Origin of the sequence: Streptomyces sp. NPDC051822 (assembly GCF_044452745.1) — a bacterium.
Classification (GTDB): domain Bacteria; phylum Actinomycetota; class Actinomycetes; order Streptomycetales; family Streptomycetaceae; genus Streptomyces.
The window spans coordinates 118641-139179 of the sequence record NZ_JBITBZ010000011.1 but is presented as its reverse complement, the minus strand read 5'-3'; the positions used below and the strand labels follow the sequence as shown (position 1 = coordinate 139179).

The following is a 20539-nucleotide window of genomic DNA, read 5'->3' as shown; positions in this document are numbered from 1 at the left end:
GCTGGCAGCTCTCAAGGGCTCGCGGTCCCTACCCGTTGTCGACAGGCATGTGCTGGCATGGGCGCAGTTCGACCTCGTTTGCCTACGGGGAAGGTTCCGGTCACCCCGGCGGTAGTTCGAACCGCAGGCGCAAGGCCGTGCCGACGAGGCGGTAGCCGGCGAGACCAGGAGCGCTGAACGGGTTAGGGAGGGGCGTTATGCGTCGGTGGGTGCTGACGAGGACGTGGGTGACGTAGACGATGGTGTAGGTCTCGTCCGGGCGTAGGTGACTGGCTCGTTCGACTTCGGACTCGCCGAGTTCGAACTCGCCCCGGTCCCCGGTCGAGGCCTTCACCTCGTACAGGAGGGTGCGATCGCCGTCGTGGATCAGGAAGTCGTAGCCGAGGCTGTCGTCGCCCGAGCCGTCGGCGAGGACGTGCTGGCGTAGCCCGGACTTCCAGGATTCTTCGCGGGGGACGCCGTACTGCCGCTCCAGCCAGGCGGCCACGGCCACCTCTCCGGCGAGTCCGACGGCCCTGTCCCTCTGGGGGTCCCGGGGGACGGCCTGGTATCCCCCGCCACGACCGGCGACCGCGGAGGTGGTTCGTTGTCTCGGGAGGGCGGGTGCCGACGGTGTCCCGGGCTGTGGGGAGGCAGCGAGTTGGTCGGGGGTGAGGTCGGCGGCGACCTGTCGGGCAAGGTCGCGCAGGTGGTCGGGGCTGATCGGAAGGGCACGGCCGTTCAGGAGAAGTGACGGGCCCAACGGCGCGGCAGGGAGCGAGGTGCTACCGACGGGCGGGCTCGGCGGGAGGGGCGCGGGTTCGCGCAGACCGAGGTCAGCCGCCCGGTCCGTGGCGGGCATGTCCGCGGGCCAGTGACCGTGGGTCTGGAGCCAGGCGATGAGCGTGCGGGTGCCGATCGGCTCGAAGTCGAGCAGGCCCTCGGCGTCCATCGCCGACGCGACCTCGGTGGCCGACGGCAGGGAGGGGATCTCACGGCCCTGGCGGTTCAGCCAGGCTTCGATGCGGACACGCAGGCGGGGAAGGCGCGCGTGGATGGTGTCGACGCAGTTCTCGTGGATCTCGGCCACCGTGCGCGGGTGGTGCTGCCGGGCCGGTGTCGGGGGCAGGTGCGTGACCGTCCATTCCTCGGCGTGGGCGTCGAGGAGGTCAGCAGGAAGGTCCCAGTGTTCGAGTCCCCACCGGGGGTCCGGCTCCAGTCCGGGGAGCGAGCGCAGCCGAACGTACTCCGTGAGGGGGGCGCCCCCCTTGTGCGTGGCCACGTAGGCGTCACGGACGCGGTCGGCCATTCGGGCCCGGTTCAGCTGCAACCAGGCCTGGAACTGGCGTTGGTGGGTTTCCGCGTTGTCGACGGTCAGCAGACCCAGTGTCTGCCAAGCCTGGTTGGCCTCGGCCAGGGGCACTTCCAGTGCGGACAGCATCCGCTGCCAGTCGGCCTCCTCCACGAGTCCCAGCAACTGGTCGGCGCGGTCGACATCGAGCCGGGCGACCAGCCAGTCGTGGAGTTCGCCGCGATCGTGCAAGGTCTCCTGTCCGCGTTGCAGTTCCTCGGCGAGGGCGAGGTTAACGCAGGCGAGAAGGGGGACGAGTCGGGCGCTGCCGGAGCGGATCGAGGCACGGTCGGCGAGCACCGCCTCCAGGCGCTGTTGCGGGATGGCGAGCACGGAGGCAATGTCCGCCTCGGTGACGTCCGCGACGGTCCGGTCCAGCCGGTTCAGTGCGATGAACGCCAGCTGTACCGCCGTGCTCAGGTAGGGGGCACCGATCAGGGTACTCAGGGCGGTCGCGGCTACCTCCAGCACATGCCAGCCGGAGCGCTGCCCTGCGCACACCACGACGAGCCGGGGTTCGTCCGGATCGTCGTGGAGGAGGGAGCGGTCATCGCCGGAGGCGTCGAGGGCGTGCCCGGCGATATGAGTGACCGCAGTCCGCGCCACGACGACGCCACAGGATCGAAGCCGTTGCTTGACGCGGCGCGCCGCGGGGACCGTGGCGCGGGAGGACCGCTCCTCGTCGAACTCGACCAGCGCGACCATGAGGGTCTCCAGCCAGGGCCCGGCCAGGGCAAACAGCGGTACTCGGGGTGCGTCGGCGATCGGCAGCTGGTCGACCCGCACGTCGAGTTCCGCCTCGCTCGTCGGCCGGATCACGAAACGGCCCTGCGCCTCCAGGTGCTCGTGAACGCGCTGGCCCAGAGCTCTGTCGTCGACCGGCAGGAGCAGCAGGGGTGCCTCGTCGAGCAGCCTCCGCTGCTGGGTGCCGCGGATGTCGGCCACGTAGACCGGCTCCGGCTCAGAATCGGCTGCCAGCACATCCAGTGTCCCGGCCCGGCTCACAAGGAGTTCGGGGAGGACCCCGGACCGCCACCCGCCACCGAACCCGCCCGGAGGAAGGAGGTCCGCCCAGGCCTGTTCGTAGTCCCGCCGCAGCGGATGCCCAAGGCGTCCCTGCCGTAGCCGGGGCACACGGCGGAGTAGGGCGGGCAGGTGGCGGAGCCGGTCCGCGGCGGTCTCGAGATCGTCCCAGCGACGTACGCCGAGCAGCTCCAGGCGTTTGAGCACGCGGTCCGACTGCCGTCTGCGCAGCGTGGCGGAGGCGACGGTGAGGAAGGCGGGCGGCGCCTCCCCCGAGGCCCACCACCACGCCTGCCTGGCCGTGGTGAAAGCGGGGGTGTCTTCGTCGTCACCCGTCTGGGGAATCCACGGGACTCGGAACAGGAAGGCCGCCAGCGGGGTGGGCCACGGTGTGCCCTTCTGATCCGAGCCGCCCGCGAAGCGGAACTCGAGTGCCTCGGCGTCCCAGGTGTCCAGGCCGTGGATAATCAGTTCGGCGTAGAGCCGACGGCTCTCCTCGTCGAACGCGGCGTATTCCCGCTGGCCGGGAAGCACGGCCACCCTCTTGCGGGTCGGGCGGTACTCGACGGTCAGGTAGAGATCGTCGCGGCGCTTGGGCCAGCGCTGAGCCGTCGACTGCCATTGGGTCCGCTCATCCGGGTCCAGGTTCAGGGCCCACAGTCCGGGAAAGCTGGACGGACGGTTGAGATGCTGCCCCTTCACCGCCTGGGACGTTGCCACGTAGGTCGGTAGCAGGCCGTGGCGGACACCCTGGTGTTCGAGGAAGCGCCGCAGAGTCTGCGCGTCGGTGCGGGTGCCGGCGCAGATGTCGTGGGCGGGGCGGACGACCCGATCGGCGGCGGCGACGAGGTCACGGGAGACAGCTTGGGTACGGTCGAAGAAGCGGACCAGTGCCCGGTCGATCCCGCCGTGCCCGCCTGTCCAACCATCTCCAAACATAGCCTCCGTAACGGGCACCCAGGTCTTGCGGCCCGGCACCAACAGCCCCTTGATCACAGGCCGCTTGCCGTGCCGGTCCACGGAGGACGCCCACAGGGCGCAGGCGAACAGGAGGTGCTCGCGCAGAGCCTCGTCGTCCTCACGGACCTTGCGCATGGCGCCGCCCAGCACTTCCAGCAGGGCTTTCGGGCTGTAGTCCCGTACCAGCCCCTGTTCCTCCAGCCAGGTACGACCGCGGGAGCGCCGGCTGGTCTTCCGTCCCGCCCAAGCGATCTCCGTGTGGACGAAGGAGATGCTCTTCGCGAGTCCAGGTGGCAGGGCGGGCAGCGCGGCCGACGGGCCGTCCGAACGGCGGAAGAACAACCCGGGATCGCCGGCCGGAACCCGCTTCCCGTCGACCGTGAGGACGATTTTCCTCCCCTTCAGTTCCTCGCCAGTGCGAGCGAAGCAGACCGAGAGGTCGTGGTAGGAGTCCGCCCACTTTCCGGCGTCGAACTCCCCCTGGGCGAGGGCCGAGGCTACGCTCTCCGCCCAGTCGGCGAGCACGCTGACAGGCGGGACGAGACCCAGTCCACGGGCCGTACCCAGCGCCGCCAGCCGTTCGGCGCGCCGGGGATGGAGTTGTGGGTCGATGACGTGCTTGACCCCAGCGGCAGCCACGGCCTGCGGTGTCAACACGCGAGCCTGGTCGGGGCCGCGCCACAAGTAGCCGCAGCGGTACGCGGTGCGGGTGCCCGCGGGGTGCAGTACCGGCATGAACGGAACGGCGTCGAACTCACGGTCCTGTGCCTTGAAGGCCAGCTCCAGGCGCCGAACCTGGTCGTGTTCCCAGCACATCAGGTCGATGAGGGTGCCTGCGGGCAGCACGACGCGTCCTTCGTCGACCAATGCGGTCGCCCGTGCGCAGGCCTCGGCCGCGGTGTCGAGCAGCAGGTCATTCCATTGCGTGGACTCCGCCATGGTGCGTCGGCTCACGTCCGTGTGGAATGGCGCGTTGACGAACCCGCGCACCGGGCAAATCCTTTGTGTCCCCATGGGCAGGAACGTGTAGAGCCTGCCGCGCTCCAAAGGGTCGCCCGCGGGTACCGCCACGCTGACCACGGCCGAGTTTCCTAGTGCCTGCCAGCCGTCCTTCAGCGGTCCGGATCCCAGGCCGGCGGCGATGGCTTCGCGTGCGCGCTCGCTGTCCACTGCGGCCGTCACCATGATCAGGCGGGTGCGACGGCGCAGCGTGATCTGGTGGATCTTCAGGTCACGAGAGGTGAAGAGGGTGTCCACCTTGCGTGTGTAGACGCTGGGGCGCCCCCGGCCGCCCACCCGGTGCGTGACGGTCACTTTGCCGAGGCGGTCCAGGAAGAGTTCGAACGGCGCCCCGTCATCGGTCAGTTCCCGCAGCTGGCGTACCGCTTCCAGCCTGGCCTCGGCGGACCGCAGCGGGAGCCGGACCACGGTCACCATTCCCCGTCGGCGGAAGGGAGCCACCGCAGCCGGGACGTCGTCCACCGGCACTGGAACCTTCAACGATGACAGGTTCGCGCGCAATTGGTCGGCAGCCTCCGGGTGGCCGGGCGCGACCTGGTCCGCCAACCAGTCGAAGTCGTCGTCCCGGGCGAAGCGGAAGCAGAACCCGTCGAAGGCCTTGGACGCGGAGCTCGTGACGCTGTACATCTCTGGGGCGGAGGTGAGCTGAAGCACGCTCTTGAAGCCGACCCCCTTGTGGCCGATACCCTCGTCGGGTCGCTTGCTCGACAGGCCGATGCTGCACAACGCCTCGAAGTTCTTGTACCCGAGAGGCCTTCCGCCGTTCGCCACGTAGAGGACGCCGTGTTCGCCCTCGTCCTCGTCGAGGACAATCTCTACGCGGCCAACGCCGTGCCGGGCGCGGTGCGCGTCGTGGGCGTTCTGAAGGAGTTCGACCAGCACGCGCCCCTTGTACTCAGGCGAGAGCATCTGTTCGGTGACTTCTTTGAGTTCGCGAGCGGCACGGCGCCCGCGCTTCAGGTCGGCGAGACACCCCTCGGCCTCCATGACCGCCGTCGCTACGACCCGTTTGCGCCTGGCCGAACCGACGCGGCCCGTGGACCGCCCTGCTCGCTTCTGTCCGTCGGTCACTCTTCCCCCCGGAACCCTTCTGACAACTACTCTTCCCGACGATAGGGGTGACCACTGACTTTCGGACGCACAACCCGAAGCACGGTGGTCGGCGAGGAGTCATCGCCCCACCGACCAGTACGAACGCCGGTGCTGAAGGAGTGGCAGCCGGTTCCCGTGAAGGCGTACAGCACACCCCAGGCGAAGATCTCCGTGCGACCCGCTGTGGCGTCCCGGTGGTACTCGGGGCTCAGCCAGCCCGGAGTCCCGGTCGGCGCGCCAGGACGGATGACCACGGTGCCGTCGGCGACGTGGGCGATGCCGAAGTCCAGCACCCGCTCCCCGTCCGGGGCCAGGATCACGTTCGCGGGCTTCAGATAGCGGTGGACCGCCCCATCAGCAGGCATAACCACCTCCTCCTATCACGGCAGTTACCACTTTGATCTGCAAATTTTCAATCTCTGCCGCTACACCAGTCGCAACCACCGCGTCCGGCATTCTGAACGCACCCAATCCACGAACCCTGACTGAAGATCCGGGCCCAGTCCGGAACGTCCGGAGCAACAAGCAGTGTCCGAAAGCGGTGAGTGAATCACCGGCGTGAGCCTCGTCATGGTGCACCTCGCAGCGCCTGTGCCTCGTCACCCGACGGCGCGGCATCACTGCGATGGGCCAGCGCGCCGCCGCTGCCGCCAGCCCTGAAGGGCTGTCCGTCCTTCATCTGGCCTGTTCGTCCGGCCCCCAGGCGTGTCAGGGCGAGCATCAAGCGGGGCTACCCGCTCAGGCCGGTGGGTCGGGCGTGGTGTGTGCGGCGCGGAACTCGGCGAGCGACTGCTCGACACCGGAAATGGTCAGCCGCCAGAATTCCCAGCCGTCGATGTCGTCGCTGCCGGTGGCGGCCCGGGCCGCGGAGTTCGGGGTACCCCAAGGGCGCTTCCAGACGCTGATGCGGCCATCCGCTTGCAGAACACCCGGGTGCGGCTTGTTGTTGTGACGGCCGATCAGTGGGATGCCGGCGGTCAGTTCGGCCGGGTCCAGGTGCTTGAGCAGGTCCCGCACGTCGACGGTCGAACGCCCCGGGTCGATGACCGGGGTGTCGGGATGCTCTGCCGGGGACTGGTCGGGCTCGTTCCTCGTCAGAGCACATGCACGGTGCAGGGCCAGGGCAGCGGCGGCTGCTGCGCTCCATTGCGCTGTTGTCGCAGTTTTCCCGGCAATCAGTGCCTGGACGCTGGGCAGGTCGCCCGGTATCTGGGCGAGTACCGCGATCTCCTTCATCAGGAGGCGGCGTTGGTCTTTGATCTGGGTGGCGTTGAGCGCCAGGATCCGTATGGTCTCGTCGGCGCGGCAGACCCCGCGGTGTGCCTCGGCCTTGGAGTAGGGGGTGTGACTGCGCCGGGCGTAGCCGGCGGTGTCGAACCCGAGCAGGTCGGGATCGCCGATCCGGGCCGGGTCAAGGAGCATCGGCTGCTCCAGGCCCAGGTCGTCGTGCTGGCGCCAGGCGCGCGGCCCGGCCAGCAGCGGGAACCGGCTGCTCTTGGCACGGCCTTCTCGCGCACCGTTGAACCGGGCCCCGCCGCTGTTGCAGTGCTTGCATGCGATGCGGTAGTTGTCGATCGTGTAGGCGAGCCACCAGTAGCCGTCATGGCTTGGTTCGCCGAGCACTTCGGACTTCGGCCGGAAGTGGTCGACGGTGATATCCGCGCGCTGGATTGTGGTCTCGCAGTACCAGCACTTTTGTCCGACGAGCGCGAGCAGGGGGTCGCGTACCTCGTCATCGGTCCAGTGCTCCGTGAAGGCGCGCTTGGTGTTGCTGGCCATCGCGGCCCGCACGGCGTCCAAGGTGGTTTTGGTCTTGGCCGTCCACGCCTGTGGAGTGGAGAGTCCGTTCATGTCCACGTGTCGCATCGGCGTCAGATCACCGACGAGAAGTGCTCGTTGAACAGCTCGGCGACCATGGCCTCCAGGACCTGCGGCGGCGGAGGGTTGGTGCTGGTGGCGGCCTCGACGAGAGCACGGCGCCTGCGGTGGAGTTCGGCGAGGAAGGCCGTCACGAGAGGATCACGGTTCGCGGTGGTAAAGCCCAGTGCGTCGAGCTCGTCGGTGACCTCGCGGAGCTCCGTCTGCAGCACCGCGTCGTGGGCCGCCGCCGGCAGCAGCGTGTACTGGCGGTCGATCAACTCCTGGGTGTGTTCGTCTAGTTGGCTGGGCAGCCCGAACAGATCGGTGGTCAGCAGACCGCCTGCGCCCTGTCCCCGCGGGGTGGCCTCGGGAATTACGGCCGTGGCCTGACCTTCCTGATCGGTGGCGATGATCCGGATCTGCTGGCGGGTCATGTTGGATACCAACAGGGGTTCGTGGGTGGCCGTGATGAACTGCGAGTCCTGATGTGCCCCGAGCACGGTGCGCACGGAGCTGTACCAGCGCCGGCTCCACTCGGGGTGGAAGTGTGAGTCGGGCTCGTCCAGGAGGAAGAGCGACTCCTGTGCGCGCTGGAGCCGCAGCAGGCCCAAAATGGTCAGAAGTTGCTGCTCTCCGGAGCTCAGGTCGTCCAGCCCGAGCATCACCGCGCCGGTCTTGTGCAGGCGGACGTCGACGGTGAGGTATCCGGCGTCGAGCAGGGTGGCGAGCAGCCCGAACATCGACAGATCACTGTCGAAGAGGTTGCGGAAGGCCCGGACGTCCTCGGTGGTGCCCAGCACGATCCGGAACCCGTCGGCGGGACTCCCGGCACCGTCCACCGGGTCGGCGTCGGGAATGGGGCCGAACCGGCCGGACTCGGCCACGGCCGCGAACAGCGTGCGGGCGGGCCCGCCCAGGCCCCAGTACGGCAGCTCGGCCAAGGGCGCCCCCCGCACGGTGTGGGGCGCTTTGACGCGCAGGACGGCCGAGGCGACGTGCTGGATGTAGGAGTGCTCCCGCAGGTAGGTACCGAACGAGTCGGCCCAGTGGGTGGTCTGCGCCAGGAGCAGCAGCGGCAGGTGAGCGGGGGTGCACAGGAAGACGGGGGTGTACAGGGGACAGCGGATGGGCAGGGTGAGCTGTTCCGGCCACGCCTCCTCGGGCGACCGGCTGGCAAGCCACTCGTCAAGGGTCTCTCGCCACTGCCGGCGCCAATCGCCCAGGCGGCGCGTCGCGAAGCGGCGGTGCTGGTCGAACTCCGCGGTCCAGGGGGCATGGGGGTGGGCCTGATAGCCGAAGACGTGATTGGGAAGGTGTTGCGGCCAGTGTGCCCTCGGCACTCTTGTCGGCTCGCGGCCCTCCTGCGCCACGGTCAATTCGGGGGCGGCTGCGTGGGTGGTCTGCACAACCCTCACGGTTGTGCCGCGCAACTCGTAGTGGACGTCGAAGGGGAATGCCGTGCGGTGTTTCGGCCGGTGCAGGGCACCGAAGATCTCAGCGAGCGCGTGCAGGGCCCGCGACTTGCCGCCGCCGTTGGGGCCGATCAGCGTGGCGATGGCATGGCCGCCGTCCACCGCGTCGGTGAGGTCCAGGTGGAAGTCGCGCAGCCCGCGGTAGTCGGGAAGGCTCAGGCGCAGCAGCCGCATGCGGTCCCCCCAGTCGCAGCAGAAATGGTCACGGTCACGTCGCCGGGCCCAGATCCGGGCCGTCGCCGTGTGCACCGTAGGGCCGCAGCGCCTCGGTGAGAGCGGTCAACTCCTCCAGGGCCGAGCGGAGTTCACCGGCGATTTCCTGGGCCATATGGTGCAGGTCGGCTTCGGGCTCGGCGGGGGCGAGCGGATCGTCCGGTGGGTCTGCGGCCAGAAGATCGAAGTTGGTGCGGTCCCGGGCGAGCAGGTCCTCCACGCTGAAGGACCTGAATACGTGGGACTCGACCCGCTCGCTGCGGGGCCGTCCTGGCCGGTAGGCGGACACGAAGTCGTCGTAGTCGGCGCTGGTCAACGTGGTCGTCTTGGTGGACGCGGGGCGGTGGGAGCGCAGGTCGTACACCCACAACTGCTTGGTTGACGGCCTGCCGTCTGGCCGGGGAGCGGCCTTGTCGAAGAACAGGACGTTGGTCTTGAGGCCGGTTGCGTAGAAGACGCCTGGCGGAAGCCGGAGCAGGGTGTGCACATCGCACGCGTCAAGGAGTCGGCGCCTGACATGCTCGCCGGCTCCGCCTTCGAACAGCACGCTGTCGGATACCACGACGGCGGCGCGGCCGTTGAGCTGCAGCAGGCTGTGGACATGCTGGAGGAAATTGAGCTGCCGGTTGCCGGTCTCCGCCCAGAAGTCAGGCCGATAGTACGCGTACGTCTCCCCGGCGATCGTGGATCGCCTGCTGAACGGGGGCGTGGTGAGGACCAGCGTCGCGTGCCGTGTCGGAGTCTGGGCGAGCGCATCGCCGACGGCGATCAGGGGCTGGGCGTCGGCCCGCGTCAGCCCGTGCAGGACGAGGTTCATCGTGGCCAGCCGCGCTGTGGCGTCGACGAGTTCAGTGCCGCTGAACGCGCCCGCAGTGAGTCGGGCGCGCTCGGCAGGGGTGACGCCGGGGGGAAAGTGCTCGACCAGGTACTCGAATGACTTGGTCAGGAAGCCGCCGGTGCCGCAGGCCGGATCGATGATCGTGTCGCCTACGCCCGGCTGGACACACTGCACGATCGCCTCGATCAGCGGGCGAGGGGTGAAGAACTGTCCGGCGCCCGTCTTGGTATCGGCGGCCATCCGGGCCAGCAGGGCTTCGAAGACCGCGCCGCGGCCGGGGCTGCCCTCTCCTGACCAGGGGTAGCTGTCGACCAGGTCGATCAGTCGGCTGAGCTTGGCGGGGTCTGGGATGCGGTTCTGCGCCTTGCGGAAGAGCAGACCGAGGTTGCCCGGACCGTATGCAAGGCGGTCCAGGGCCTGCTCGTAGCGCTCCTGCTGGCCCTCACCGGCGCTCCAGCGGATCTCTGCCCACGCGTCGTAGCCGGTCACCTCCACGGGGTTGAGCGGACGCCGGCTCTGCTCGTCGGCCAGCTTGAGGAAGATCAGGCAGGCGAGCTGCTCGACGTACTCGATGCCCGAGACCCCGTCTTCTCGCAGCACGTCGGCAAAGGACCAAAGGACCTTGGCCAGGTCCTGGTCGGGGCCGGGGTGCGAGGAGGCAGGTGGGTTCACAGCGAGGACTCCTGGTGCCCGAACGGGTGGGCGGCGTGGGACAGCTGGCCGGTGAACGCCCGCTGCAGGAGGTTGCTCCGCAGCCGGTCGGCGACGTCAACCGCTCGTTCGGCCGCGGCGGAGGCGGTCTGCAGGGTGGTGAGGTGCGCGTCGACCAATGCGACCAGCCGTTGCTGCTCGCCGGCCGGCGCGACGGGGACCGGCATGAGCCGGATTTTCCCCAGACCGATGGACGCCAGCCCGGTGACCTGCGTGGCGTTGCGCTGGCACCATTGGCGGCCGAATCCGTTGGCGTGCCAGGCCAGCAGTTTCGGGTGCAGCTGCCGGTCGGTGATGCGTGCGCGGAACAGGTGGTTTTGGTGGACGCAGTCGGGCACCTGCTCCTCCCAGATCCATCCGCGGCCCAGCTGGCCGCGGTCTCCGCCGCCGGTCAGGAGCACGTCACCGGTGCGGAGGCGGGCGGCCTGAGCCCGCTGCGCGGGCACCCGGATCACCTGGATGTCGTCCAGGGCCAGTCGGCCTCGTTGCACGTTGGCGACGCGAAGGCAGGGAACCTCCACGTCTGCGGGATCCCACTGCCGTCTGCTGTTCTTGGCTACCCCGAGGGTCAGCTCGGCGACGGTCTCCAGACGGGTCCACCGCCAGTCGACGGGCAAGGCAGGCAGGGCGCCGTCGTGGGTGCTGGCAGCCGGCAGGCTTCCTGCTGCACGGTCGGTGCCGGACAGGCGGCCCAGGCTGGCCTGGGCGCTCATTGCGTGGACCAGTTCGCCGGCCTGGTCCACTGCCCTGCGGGTGCGGGTCGTGGTGGCGTCGATCCGAGCAAGATGGTCCTCCACCAGGCTGGTGATCCGGGCCTGCTCGCCAGGTGCCGGGAGCGGAAGCAGGATCTGCGCCAGATCACGGTGGTTGATCCGGTATAGCGCGGCGCCCCCCTGCCGGGCCCGGTCCGCGATCTGGCGGCGCACGATCGGCGAGTTCCACAGGTGCGCGAGGTATCGCGGGTCGACCAGGGAAGGCTGTACGCGCACGCGGATCATAGTGTCGGGGAAGGTCGTCGCACGGGGCGGGACGTCCACCAGGGCGCCCTCGCCGACCAGGGACCGGGAGCCGCTGACCCGGCTGACCAGCAGGTCACCGGGTTCGGCCAGGACGGGCGGGCTATTGTGGGCTGTCTCGTCGCCGCCCTTGGTCTGGGTGAAGTCCACCGTCACCGGGCGAAGGGCCGTCGCCCGCAGCACGGGGAAGCCGTCCTGGCGGGCGGGCAGGGACCGGCCGTTGGCCAACGGTTCGTACAGGACGTCAGCCAACTTCACCAGGGTCCAACCGGTAGGAAGGTCACGGTTCAAGCGAGCGCCTCACCCAGGTCGTCGAGGAGGTCAATCGCGGCGTCGGCGCCGAACGTGCCAAGGAAGCCGTCGGTGCCACCCCGGCCCGAGAACGGGACGCTGTCGAGGTCCCGGGGGTCAAATCGGTCCTCGGCTGCGGCAGCCGCCTCCACGATGTTCTCGATCCACCACACCTGGGCCGGGGTGAAGGGCCCGGCCTGCTGCAGGAACGCGGCCAGACGCCGTCGCATGTCCTCGGCGGCCGCACTCTGTCCGGTGGGCTCCCCCGCATCCGGTGTGGCCGGTCGGTCGTAGAGGCGGAGCAGCATCTGCCGCAGCGCAGGCCTGTTGCCCAGCAGCGCACCGGCATCGCGGACTTCCTCATCGAGGGCCTCCGGCCCCCAGGCTGCGCGGACCTGCGCCACGTGGTCCGGATCGACGGTGCCGAGAAGCCGGGCTACCAACCCTTCCAAGGAAAAGCCGGCCAGTTTCCGCACGGCAGCGCCATCGGCGTCGCTCAACACGGGAACGAGCCGGGCAAGCCGCACCCCGAGTTCGGCCGTCTCGTCGGCGGTCATGCCGGCGTCCGCCGTGCGGTTCAGCAGGCGCTCCAGGGCGCGTCGGCCGGCCCGGCCGGACGCATCAGTGACGTTGACGAGCCGTCGGTGATGGTGACGCGAGGTTCCCACCGCGTCGATCACCACGAACTGGGTCTTTGCGAATGCTCCTGGGGTGACCGCGCGGAGCACCGCCGGTGCGATGCGCTGCGCCCCTTGCGCCAGTAGCCGCTCGTAGTAGGCAGCGGAGCGGACATCGCGCAGGAACAGCACGCATTCGACCGCCCGCATGTCGGTGGGGCCGGACATGATGTCCACCACCACGGCAATCCGAAACTGCGGAGCGGTCCGGAAGTCCCTCAGCAGCTGGTCCGGGTTATGACTGCGCATGGTGATCTTCTGGCAGAAGGTATCGCCGGCGCCGAACACCTCGCGGATGTGGTGCACGATGTCTTCCGCGTGCGCGTCGTTGAGTGCGAAGACCACGGTCTTGGGGACGCCCAGCCCGCCCTCGACCGCCCGCTCGGGGAACAGGGCAGGCAGTTCATCACGGAACGCCGTCATCACCGCGGCCAGCTGCTTGGGCCCCACGATCCGTGGGGCGCTGGCCGGTCCGGCGTGAGCCAGGTCCTCGTCCAACTGCTCGTACCAGCTGCGGCGCGGAGCCTTGGCCTCTGCGGTGATGCGCTCGGTCAGCGGCACCAGCGCCGCGCGTCCGGACGGCTCGAACCGTGCCTGGTAGAGGGCGTAGTCCACGACGAGTCCGTCGGCGACGGCCTGTTCGAAGGGGTATTCGCTCACCAGATTGGCGTTGAAGAAGCCGAACACCGGGGCGACCGGTGTCGCGGTGAATCCGATCACAGGAGCGTCGAAGTACTCCAGGAGAGCACGCCCTCGTCCGTAGACCTGGTGATGGCAGTCGTCGACGACGATGAGGTCAAAGGAGTCAGGCGGAAGGGTCGGGGAGTAGGTCACTTCGAGCGGCACGGTGTCGGACTGCGAGACCTGCTCGGCGGTCTCATAGGTCGATACGCGGGCGGATCCGTCCTCCGGCTCGGGCGTGCCTGCCAGCATGCCCTCCAACCGTTGTGCCATGGCCACGACGATGGATGCCGACGGAGGCACGCCTGCCGATGTCAGCTCTGCGACTTGGTACACATCGGCCAGGCTCCGACCCGTATCCGGGAGAGTGAACTGCCGGAACACGGCTCTCAGCTGATGGGCCATCACCACGCGGTCGACGACGAACAGGATGCGGGCGGCCCTGGCGTCTTTGAGCTGGCGGTAGGCCGCGAAGACCTCGGTATAGATCCGTCCTGTGCCGGTAGCCATCTGGACCAGAGCACGGCGGTCTCCGGCCGCGAGGGCTTGCTCGACTGCCAAAACTGCCTTGAGCTGCGGCTGGCGCAGTTGCCCGGCCGCCTGCGTGCCCTCCTGCAGAGGCGGCAGGGCCGCCATCCTGGCGCGATAGGTTGGCGCCTCACCGTCTGCCTCTGCTTCACGCTGCCAACGAGCCAACGTGGCCGGCCGGTGGAAGCCGCTGACCAGCCGGCCGCGCGGTTCTGGATCATTGGCGTCGTAGAAAAGCAGCCGTCGGCCGTCGCTCACGTACCGATAGGGCAGCGGAGAGCGCCAGACCGACCACGGCGAGGCGTCCGTCACCGTGGCGGCCAGCCTCCCCGCCTGCTCCATGGCCGTGCTGAGATCCGCGCCGTCCTTCTTGCACTCGATGATGCCCACTACCTGCCCGCCAACCAACAGCAGCAAGTCGGCACGGCTGCCGCCGGGCAGACGGGGCTCGATCAACACGCAGCCGAGCGAGTGGTGCCGGTCATCATCCGCATCGGGGCCCAGAACATCCCACCCCGCCTTGGTGAGCCCGCGCTGCACCTCCGCCGCGATCGCCTCTTCTGCCAACGGCTCATAGGCAGCGTCGCGGGCGCTGACGATCAAGTGTTCGCGCTCGGAGGCCGGCAAGGAAGTTGGCCCCACCCGACGGTCGAATTCCCGGCGCAACCGGGGCAACACCGCGTCAAGCGGGGCCACTAGCTCCGCCACCACACCGAGGTCGGACGGGCTGGTGTGAACCAAGGACATCGGCTCCTTGTCGGAGGTCTGAAGACGGAAGAACCAGACCGCCAGCTCGAAACAGCGCTGCACCAGGTGAGACGCGGCCGCCGCTCCCTGGTCACCCTCTGAGGAACCGCGGAGGTCGGTGAACGCGGCAAGGACTCGTGCCGACAGCAGCCCGGCTCGGGTCAGCACCCGCAGACGGGCCGACTGGTCCGCCGTCGGCGGCCGCACCCCGGCCACGTGGCCAAGCTTGGCGGCGAGAACCTCACCGAACTGACGCGCCGACGTCACCGCCACAGCAGGAGCAGTGGACGCACGAGCCTCGGCCGAGGCTCCATAGAGCACGAGGAGCGGTTCGTAGGGAAGAAGAAAACCGAAATTGGCTGAGGCGAGCGCCAGGTCCGTGAACCGGCTTTCGAGGTCGCTCGACTCCCGAGCCACGCCAGCCCTCCCTGCCTGCCTGACCTGCCTGGTGATGCGGTCGGCGGCGTGGTGCGCGCTACAGACCGGTCCCTTACCCTATCGCCCGTCAACCGTGTGGAACATCGAGGTTTCGCTTGATGCAGATCAGCGCCGCCCCAAGGCGAGCCAGCGGATGGCGAGACCCGTGAGGTGCCCACTGCGGGCCGGTGCCGGGTACGGAATCCGCCCGCGGAACACCTGCGCTTGGCAGCGACGACCACAGCGGCTCGCACCGGTCCCGACTCGCCGAGCGGCTCGGCGTGACGTTCTGGCTCATGGTCCCCCAGAAATGACGCTTTGAGGAATGCATCATTCCCAGCAATGAGGGCGTATGGGGGCGTTGTGGCGAAACTGGGCCCACACGGTTGGCCGCAGCGACTTCTCGCCCCACTCCGCGGCGTCGCCCTGCTGATGACCTGACCGCACAGCATGAAGCCCACGCCCGACTTCGGTTCAAGGGGCCGTTGCAACACCGCTTCTCTGTAGCGTGAGTGGGTGATCGTTGAGGACTTCTGCGGGAGTTCACCAGCCGAGTCTCTTGCGAGAGCGAGAATTGAGGGCGGAGGCGACGGCCCGCTCGACCCCGTGCGCCCTGGAGGGGCAGAACCCCGGTCCACCCACAAGCGAATGCCCGCTGATATATCGATGCGGAGACTATAGCCGCCTCTCTGCCAGTGCGCCGGGACGATTGGCAGCATAGGTCCAACCGACCCACCACCCGTGTCAGTCCCGCTCGCCATCATGTAGCTCCGTACATCGGAGGTCCTGTGTGCGAAACCCCGCCCGACTCTACGGGCCAACGGCGGCCCACGGCCGGTTGGCGCCGGATCAGCATCACCATAGCCGCGGTCGCGGTCATCGCTGGGGTTTAGTGTCGAGGCCAAACGAACTGGGTGTGCGGGCGAAGACATGTACGCCGACATCTCTAGGACAAACTCATCGGCCTCGGCAGCTCAAGAGCTCTTCCTATACAGAGCAGACCAATACGGTTGACCTCGGTGGTGCTGGGGAACTTCCGAGTTGGTGAGCGCCACCTGCTCGACCGTCACGCCCGGGCCGCGGTTCCTCGCGACCCGTACGACATACTCGCGGAGCTTTTCCGGATAAGGCTTGGGCGCAGCGTCATCCTTACCACTCGCCCCACAGGATAAGCCAGTTCAGATGTCACCCGATCATGCACCAGACCCGACGACACCCACCTGGCGAGGAGATAGAAGATAAAGGGCAATCCACCTAGATGACGTCTGCGGCCAGTTCCTTTCGGCTTGTCTCAGTCTCTTCTCGGCGGCGCTTCCGTCTGCTGGCAGGCAGAGTTCGGGTCGTTGTCAGGGTTCGCTTCAGTTTCGGAAATGCCGTGTTGAGTTCGGCGTAGCCGGTTTCGCTCAGTTGAACCTGCCAGGTCACGGTGCAGGTCGCATGCCGTGGTGGTTGGTGGCTGAGATTTCCTCGGACCAGAAGCACCGTGCGTGCACGCCAGTGGCCGTCCTCTCCCCTCCATGTGAAGAGTTCGCATGGGTCATGCTTCCATCCAAGTTCGGCGCCGACGGCTGGATGGAGCGCGAGCCAGTCTCTGTGTTGGGCGTCCGTCCAGTCTTCGTAACCGTGGACAACTAGCTCCTTGTCCGCCCAGTCAAGACTTCGACCGGCCGGGTACCGGGCGAATTCGGCATGGAATGCTTCCCAGGCCCGACGTTTGGGAAGATAGAAGGCAGCACCGAGCGCGTTGCCGTGCGTCGTGTGGACTCTGCGTTCCTCTTCCGGTCTTCCCCATTCCAAGCTGCACCACTGACCGCGTTCAGCCAGTACGTACGGTCTGGCCGCAGCGTATGCGCGCGCGTACTCATCCACAGCTGGCCCTGCTTCGGCGCACCAGTTATCGACGTCGTAGGAGGAGGTCCCTTCCGGTCTCCAGATCGGCGGCATCCATCTGGGGAGTGGCTGGGGTCCAACGGTGACCATCTGCTCGTCGATCAAGCCGAAGGAGTACGCGGGAAGTGCTGGAGCGTCCCCTAGCGTGTCGGAGTCAAGCAGCTCACCCATGACGGTTCCAAGAGCTCGGCGGCCAGCCATATACGCCCACGGGCGATAACTGTGGCGCTGATGGCGCGAGGTGAGGCGCTGTGCGAGAGCGTGGTGACCTCCCGCAGTCCAGCGATCGGCGTTGGACCTGGCAATCTGGGCGGCCCGGTGGAGTACCGCCGAGTCTTCCAGCCCGGAGGCCTCGGAGAGCATCTGAAGAGCAAGGTCGAACGGGCCGAGCATGTGACGTGGATTGTGAGCGTCCAGGTGCGGGGTACCGTGCCGGTCCTCTTCTGGAACTGTGCGTTCGGGAAGAGCAGGAAGGGCCAGGCCGTATGCGGCAGGACGGGCTCGGCGCGGCGGATTCTCCAGCTCAATGTCGTGCTGCCGGGCGAAACGGCGGGCGAGGTCTCGGGAGATGCCGTCGGCCCCAGTGGCAGCGGCCTCCAGCGCGGCAACGAGTTCGGCGGACACATGGTCTGCCCGTTCGTCGTTGGGCGTGGTGATCAAGGTGAGCAGGGCAGCTTCACATGCCCATCCTCCTCGCGAGATATTTGCGGCGAGGATGGTCTGGATCACGTGCTGGTGGCGGGTGCCCAGCAACTGAAGGGCACGTCGTGCGCCGAAATCGAGAGAGCGGACCGGGTGGCCGAGATACAGCCCGACCCATCGTGCCAGCGCCTCGACAGCTGAGATGGCTGCTGCTGGAGCAGCGGGGATGTCCGTGGTGTCGGTAGCAGCGGGCGCTACCTCATCGAGGTAGGCCTCAACGTCGGGCCAAGCTCGGGCGACGGTTCCGGGTTCTGTGACCAGTTGGGTGATGTCTCGGATGTCGTCGGGCGACAACTGCACGGACAGGGAGCCGGTGAGGAAGGCGTTGGCGAGGTCTTGTCGGGCGAGTTGCACGAGGGCGGGGTGCCGGTAGCGGAGGGCGGTGTGGAGGACGGCCAGCCGGGTTCCCCCGTCGTAGTGGCGCAGCCATCCATACGCCGGAATACGGCTGAGCGCGTCTTTGAGGGCGTCTGCGGCTGCGCCGGATTCCCCCGATTGTGCAGCCAGTGCCGCGAGTCTGCCCAGGGCTGATCCTGACAGGCGCAGCCGCCCGGCCTGTTCCAGCAGAGCACGGGCCTGAGCCGGAGTCGTGGACGTAATGGTGGCGGTTGCATGCTCAACGGCTAGATCCCAGCCCTCCCGCGGGGAGGTTGCTGCTGTTGGTGCGGTTCGAAGAACGGTGAGCAGGCTGCCCAAGGTCTGGACGGGCGGTGGAGCGTCTGCAGTATCTGCAGACGCCTCTTCGATGGCCTCTCGGCCAACTGTCTGTTCGGCTGCGTCGCGGTTCAATTCCTCGACGGCCCAGAGCTGCTGGGCGTGCTCCAGGGCCGACACAGCGTCGCCTCCAGAGCTCTCCGTCCTGCGAGCGTGTACGGCTTTGGCGATTTCCTCAGTCGGCTCGGGCGTGATCGAGAACAGCAGATGGACCGCGACGGCCGTGCTGTCCGGGACCGGAATATCTGGGTGGTGGCACGCGGCCAGCACCACGGCTTGGACGGCGTCGGTTTCGGCGAGCGTTCCCACGGCGCACAGCCACTCAGCCAAGTCGCAGGCCAGAGAGGGATCACGGGGAAAGGTTGAGGCGATGAGTTTCTCCGCTGCGCCTGAGGCGTGATGGCCTGCGTCGGCAGAGGAGATACGAGAGGCGTATGTGAGGACCGTCGCGGTGAACTGCGTGGGAGACATGTCTCCTTCATCTGCGGCGGTGACCAGCCAGTCGAACCACTCGACCAATTGCCGGTCATGATCGCTGGCATCGATGCCGAGGGAAGTGTCGACAGCGCAGCGAGTCGCGTGGCGGGCTGCCTGTTCATCGCCAGCGAGCGCCCAGACTCGCGCTTGTGCCAGCCACAGTGACACCCGGTCGTGTGGGTCGGATGACCAGTCGTTGATCAGAGCATCGAGCCGTTGGAGTTGTTCCACGGCCCACGAAGTGGCGTCGGCGTGAGCTTTGAGGGCGGCTTCAATGACCGCTTGTTGGCGCTGGGGTGCCCAGTAGCCGGCCCGATCTTCGCTCGCCCAGGCGGTGTCGAATCGCGAGAGCAGGCGTTGCAGGTCAGCGCTGCCGTGTTGTTTGGCCGCGAGGTCCACTACTCTGCCGAAGAGACCCAGGGCAGCGTCGCGAACGATGTACCAGCCTGTCCAATCACGGGTGTCCTCGGAGGGGACTTCGAGAAGGCGGATGATGGGATCCGCCTGTGCCGGCACATCGGGCGGGTCTCCGAGACCGGCGGAGGCAGCAAGTCGCTGGCCCTCCAACTGGGCCAGGACACGCAGTGCTCGCCGCAAACGCTCGTTGCCAGCTTCCCGCGATGTCCAGTCCGAGGTCGGCATGGGGTCTGGCTGTGTCGAATCGGGGTGGACGTACCGGAGTCTGTTGAGCCCGATCAGTGTCCGGAAGGGTTCCAGGCCTTCTTGCCCGGACACGGTGGATGGCCAGGCAACGGCCGTGCCAGGGGGCACGAGTTCATCGATTTCGGGCGCGCTGTTGAATCCGTTTCGGACGAGCAGTTCGGCGGCGGCGATCCGGATGCTGAGGTGTACAGCAGGGGCGGAGCCGTTGGCCGGCAGTTCCTCATCGTCCGCCTCGTCTGCATCCCCTTCCTCCGCGTTGATGGCGATGATTTCGCGCACCCATCGCAGGAGATCGGTTTGCGCTTGGTCCTCTGAGGCGGATTGGGCCCGCATGTAGCGTGCTCGTGCGCGCCAACTGGGTGTGGCTTCGGCATCGATCACGGCCGTCAAGGCGTCGAGAGCCACCTCGTCACGGGTCTCAACGAGGAGATCGAAGCAACGGGCATGAGCGAAGCTGCGACAACTGATCGTGCTCGCCTCGCGCTCCTGCTGATCGCGGAGCAGCGCCCGCCGCGAGGATTCCGCCTCCTCGACGCCTGCGGGCTCTTCAGGTCGTTCGGTGCTGAGCGCCAGCTCATCCGCGTTGTCTGGAGGGTGGGGAAGTTGGTGGTCGAGTGCGGCCAGCACCGCGTCGAGACCGGAGAGGTTCCATGTCGCTTCGGCCCAATCGGCGACGGCCTCCGGCGACGGGTCTTCCTCGCCTGCGATTCCGGCCAGGCCACCGCAGGCATGCAGGATTCTCTGGACCGCATCCACGTTGCCGCGGTTGGCAAAGGTCACGGCATGGGCAAGGGCCGCCTTCCGCGTGATCCGCAGTCGTCCGCCTCGGGCGATGTGGTCCAGGGCCAGTCGTGAGTCAAAAGTGTGCACCGCTTCCGCGAGCGGCTCCCTCTCCAAGACCATTTCGCGCAGCCGTAGTTCGCTGAGGAACACCAGCGTGCGCACGAAGGCCTGCGAATCGTCCAGCAGGCTGGCGGAGCGAAGCGCCAGCAGTGCGTGATCTCTAACCGTGGCCAGGGGCCGCAAGTCGATCAGGGACTGGCGCAGCTTCTGCGGCGCAGCAAGGGCCAGAACGCGGTCGTACTGACCGGCCAAGAACACCAACGCCGAAGCGCTCTTTCCCCGTCTGGCCTCCGGCGCCCCCTCACCGGTCCCGGTCCGACCGGCCGCGATACACCTGCGGCAGACCGCCCGATGCAGCGCCGCCCGCTTCGACT

The 20539-nt window shown here is 68.0% G+C and carries 8 protein-coding genes; all 8 read right to left on the bottom strand.

Annotated elements, in window-relative coordinates:
• Nucleotides 1–100: 100 nt before the first annotated feature.
• Nucleotides 101–5320: a sacsin N-terminal ATP-binding-like domain-containing protein gene (locus tag ACIA8N_RS28905; RefSeq protein ID WP_365781293.1), complete on the bottom strand. Its 5220-nt coding sequence runs from the start codon at nt 5318–5320 to the stop codon at nt 101–103.
• A 110-nt stretch (nt 5321–5430) separates the two neighbouring features.
• Nucleotides 5431–5790: a hypothetical protein gene (locus ACIA8N_RS28900; protein ID WP_365781294.1), complete on the bottom strand. Its 360-nt coding sequence runs from the start codon at nt 5788–5790 to the stop codon at nt 5431–5433.
• 373 nt (nt 5791–6163) lie between these two features.
• On the bottom strand, nt 6164–7276 hold the full coding sequence (locus ACIA8N_RS28895) for an HNH endonuclease signature motif containing protein (RefSeq protein WP_365781425.1): 1113 nt from the start codon (nt 7274–7276) through the stop codon (nt 6164–6166).
• 20 nt (nt 7277–7296) lie between these two features.
• Entirely contained in the window at nt 7297–8931 is a 1635-nt protein-coding gene (locus ACIA8N_RS28890; protein WP_365781296.1) for an AAA family ATPase, read from the bottom strand.
• Nucleotides 8932–8965: 34 nt separating this feature from the next.
• Nucleotides 8966–10480: a class I SAM-dependent DNA methyltransferase gene (locus tag ACIA8N_RS28885; RefSeq protein WP_365781298.1), complete on the bottom strand. Its 1515-nt coding sequence runs from the start codon at nt 10478–10480 to the stop codon at nt 8966–8968.
• A complete protein-coding gene (locus tag ACIA8N_RS28880) occupies nt 10477–11787 on the bottom strand; it encodes a hypothetical protein (protein ID WP_365781300.1) in 1311 nt (436 codons plus the stop codon). Before ACIA8N_RS28880 ends, ACIA8N_RS28885 begins: the two co-directional genes overlap by 4 nt.
• A gap of 35 nt (nt 11788–11822) precedes the next feature.
• Nucleotides 11823–14876: a DEAD/DEAH box helicase family protein gene (locus ACIA8N_RS28875; RefSeq protein WP_365781302.1), complete on the bottom strand. Its 3054-nt coding sequence runs from the start codon at nt 14874–14876 to the stop codon at nt 11823–11825.
• 1254 nt (nt 14877–16130) lie between these two features.
• Nucleotides 16131–20426, bottom strand: a complete 4296-nt coding sequence (locus ACIA8N_RS28870) for a hypothetical protein (protein ID WP_365781304.1) — start codon at nt 20424–20426, stop codon at nt 16131–16133.
• Nucleotides 20427–20539: the final 113 nt, after the last annotated feature.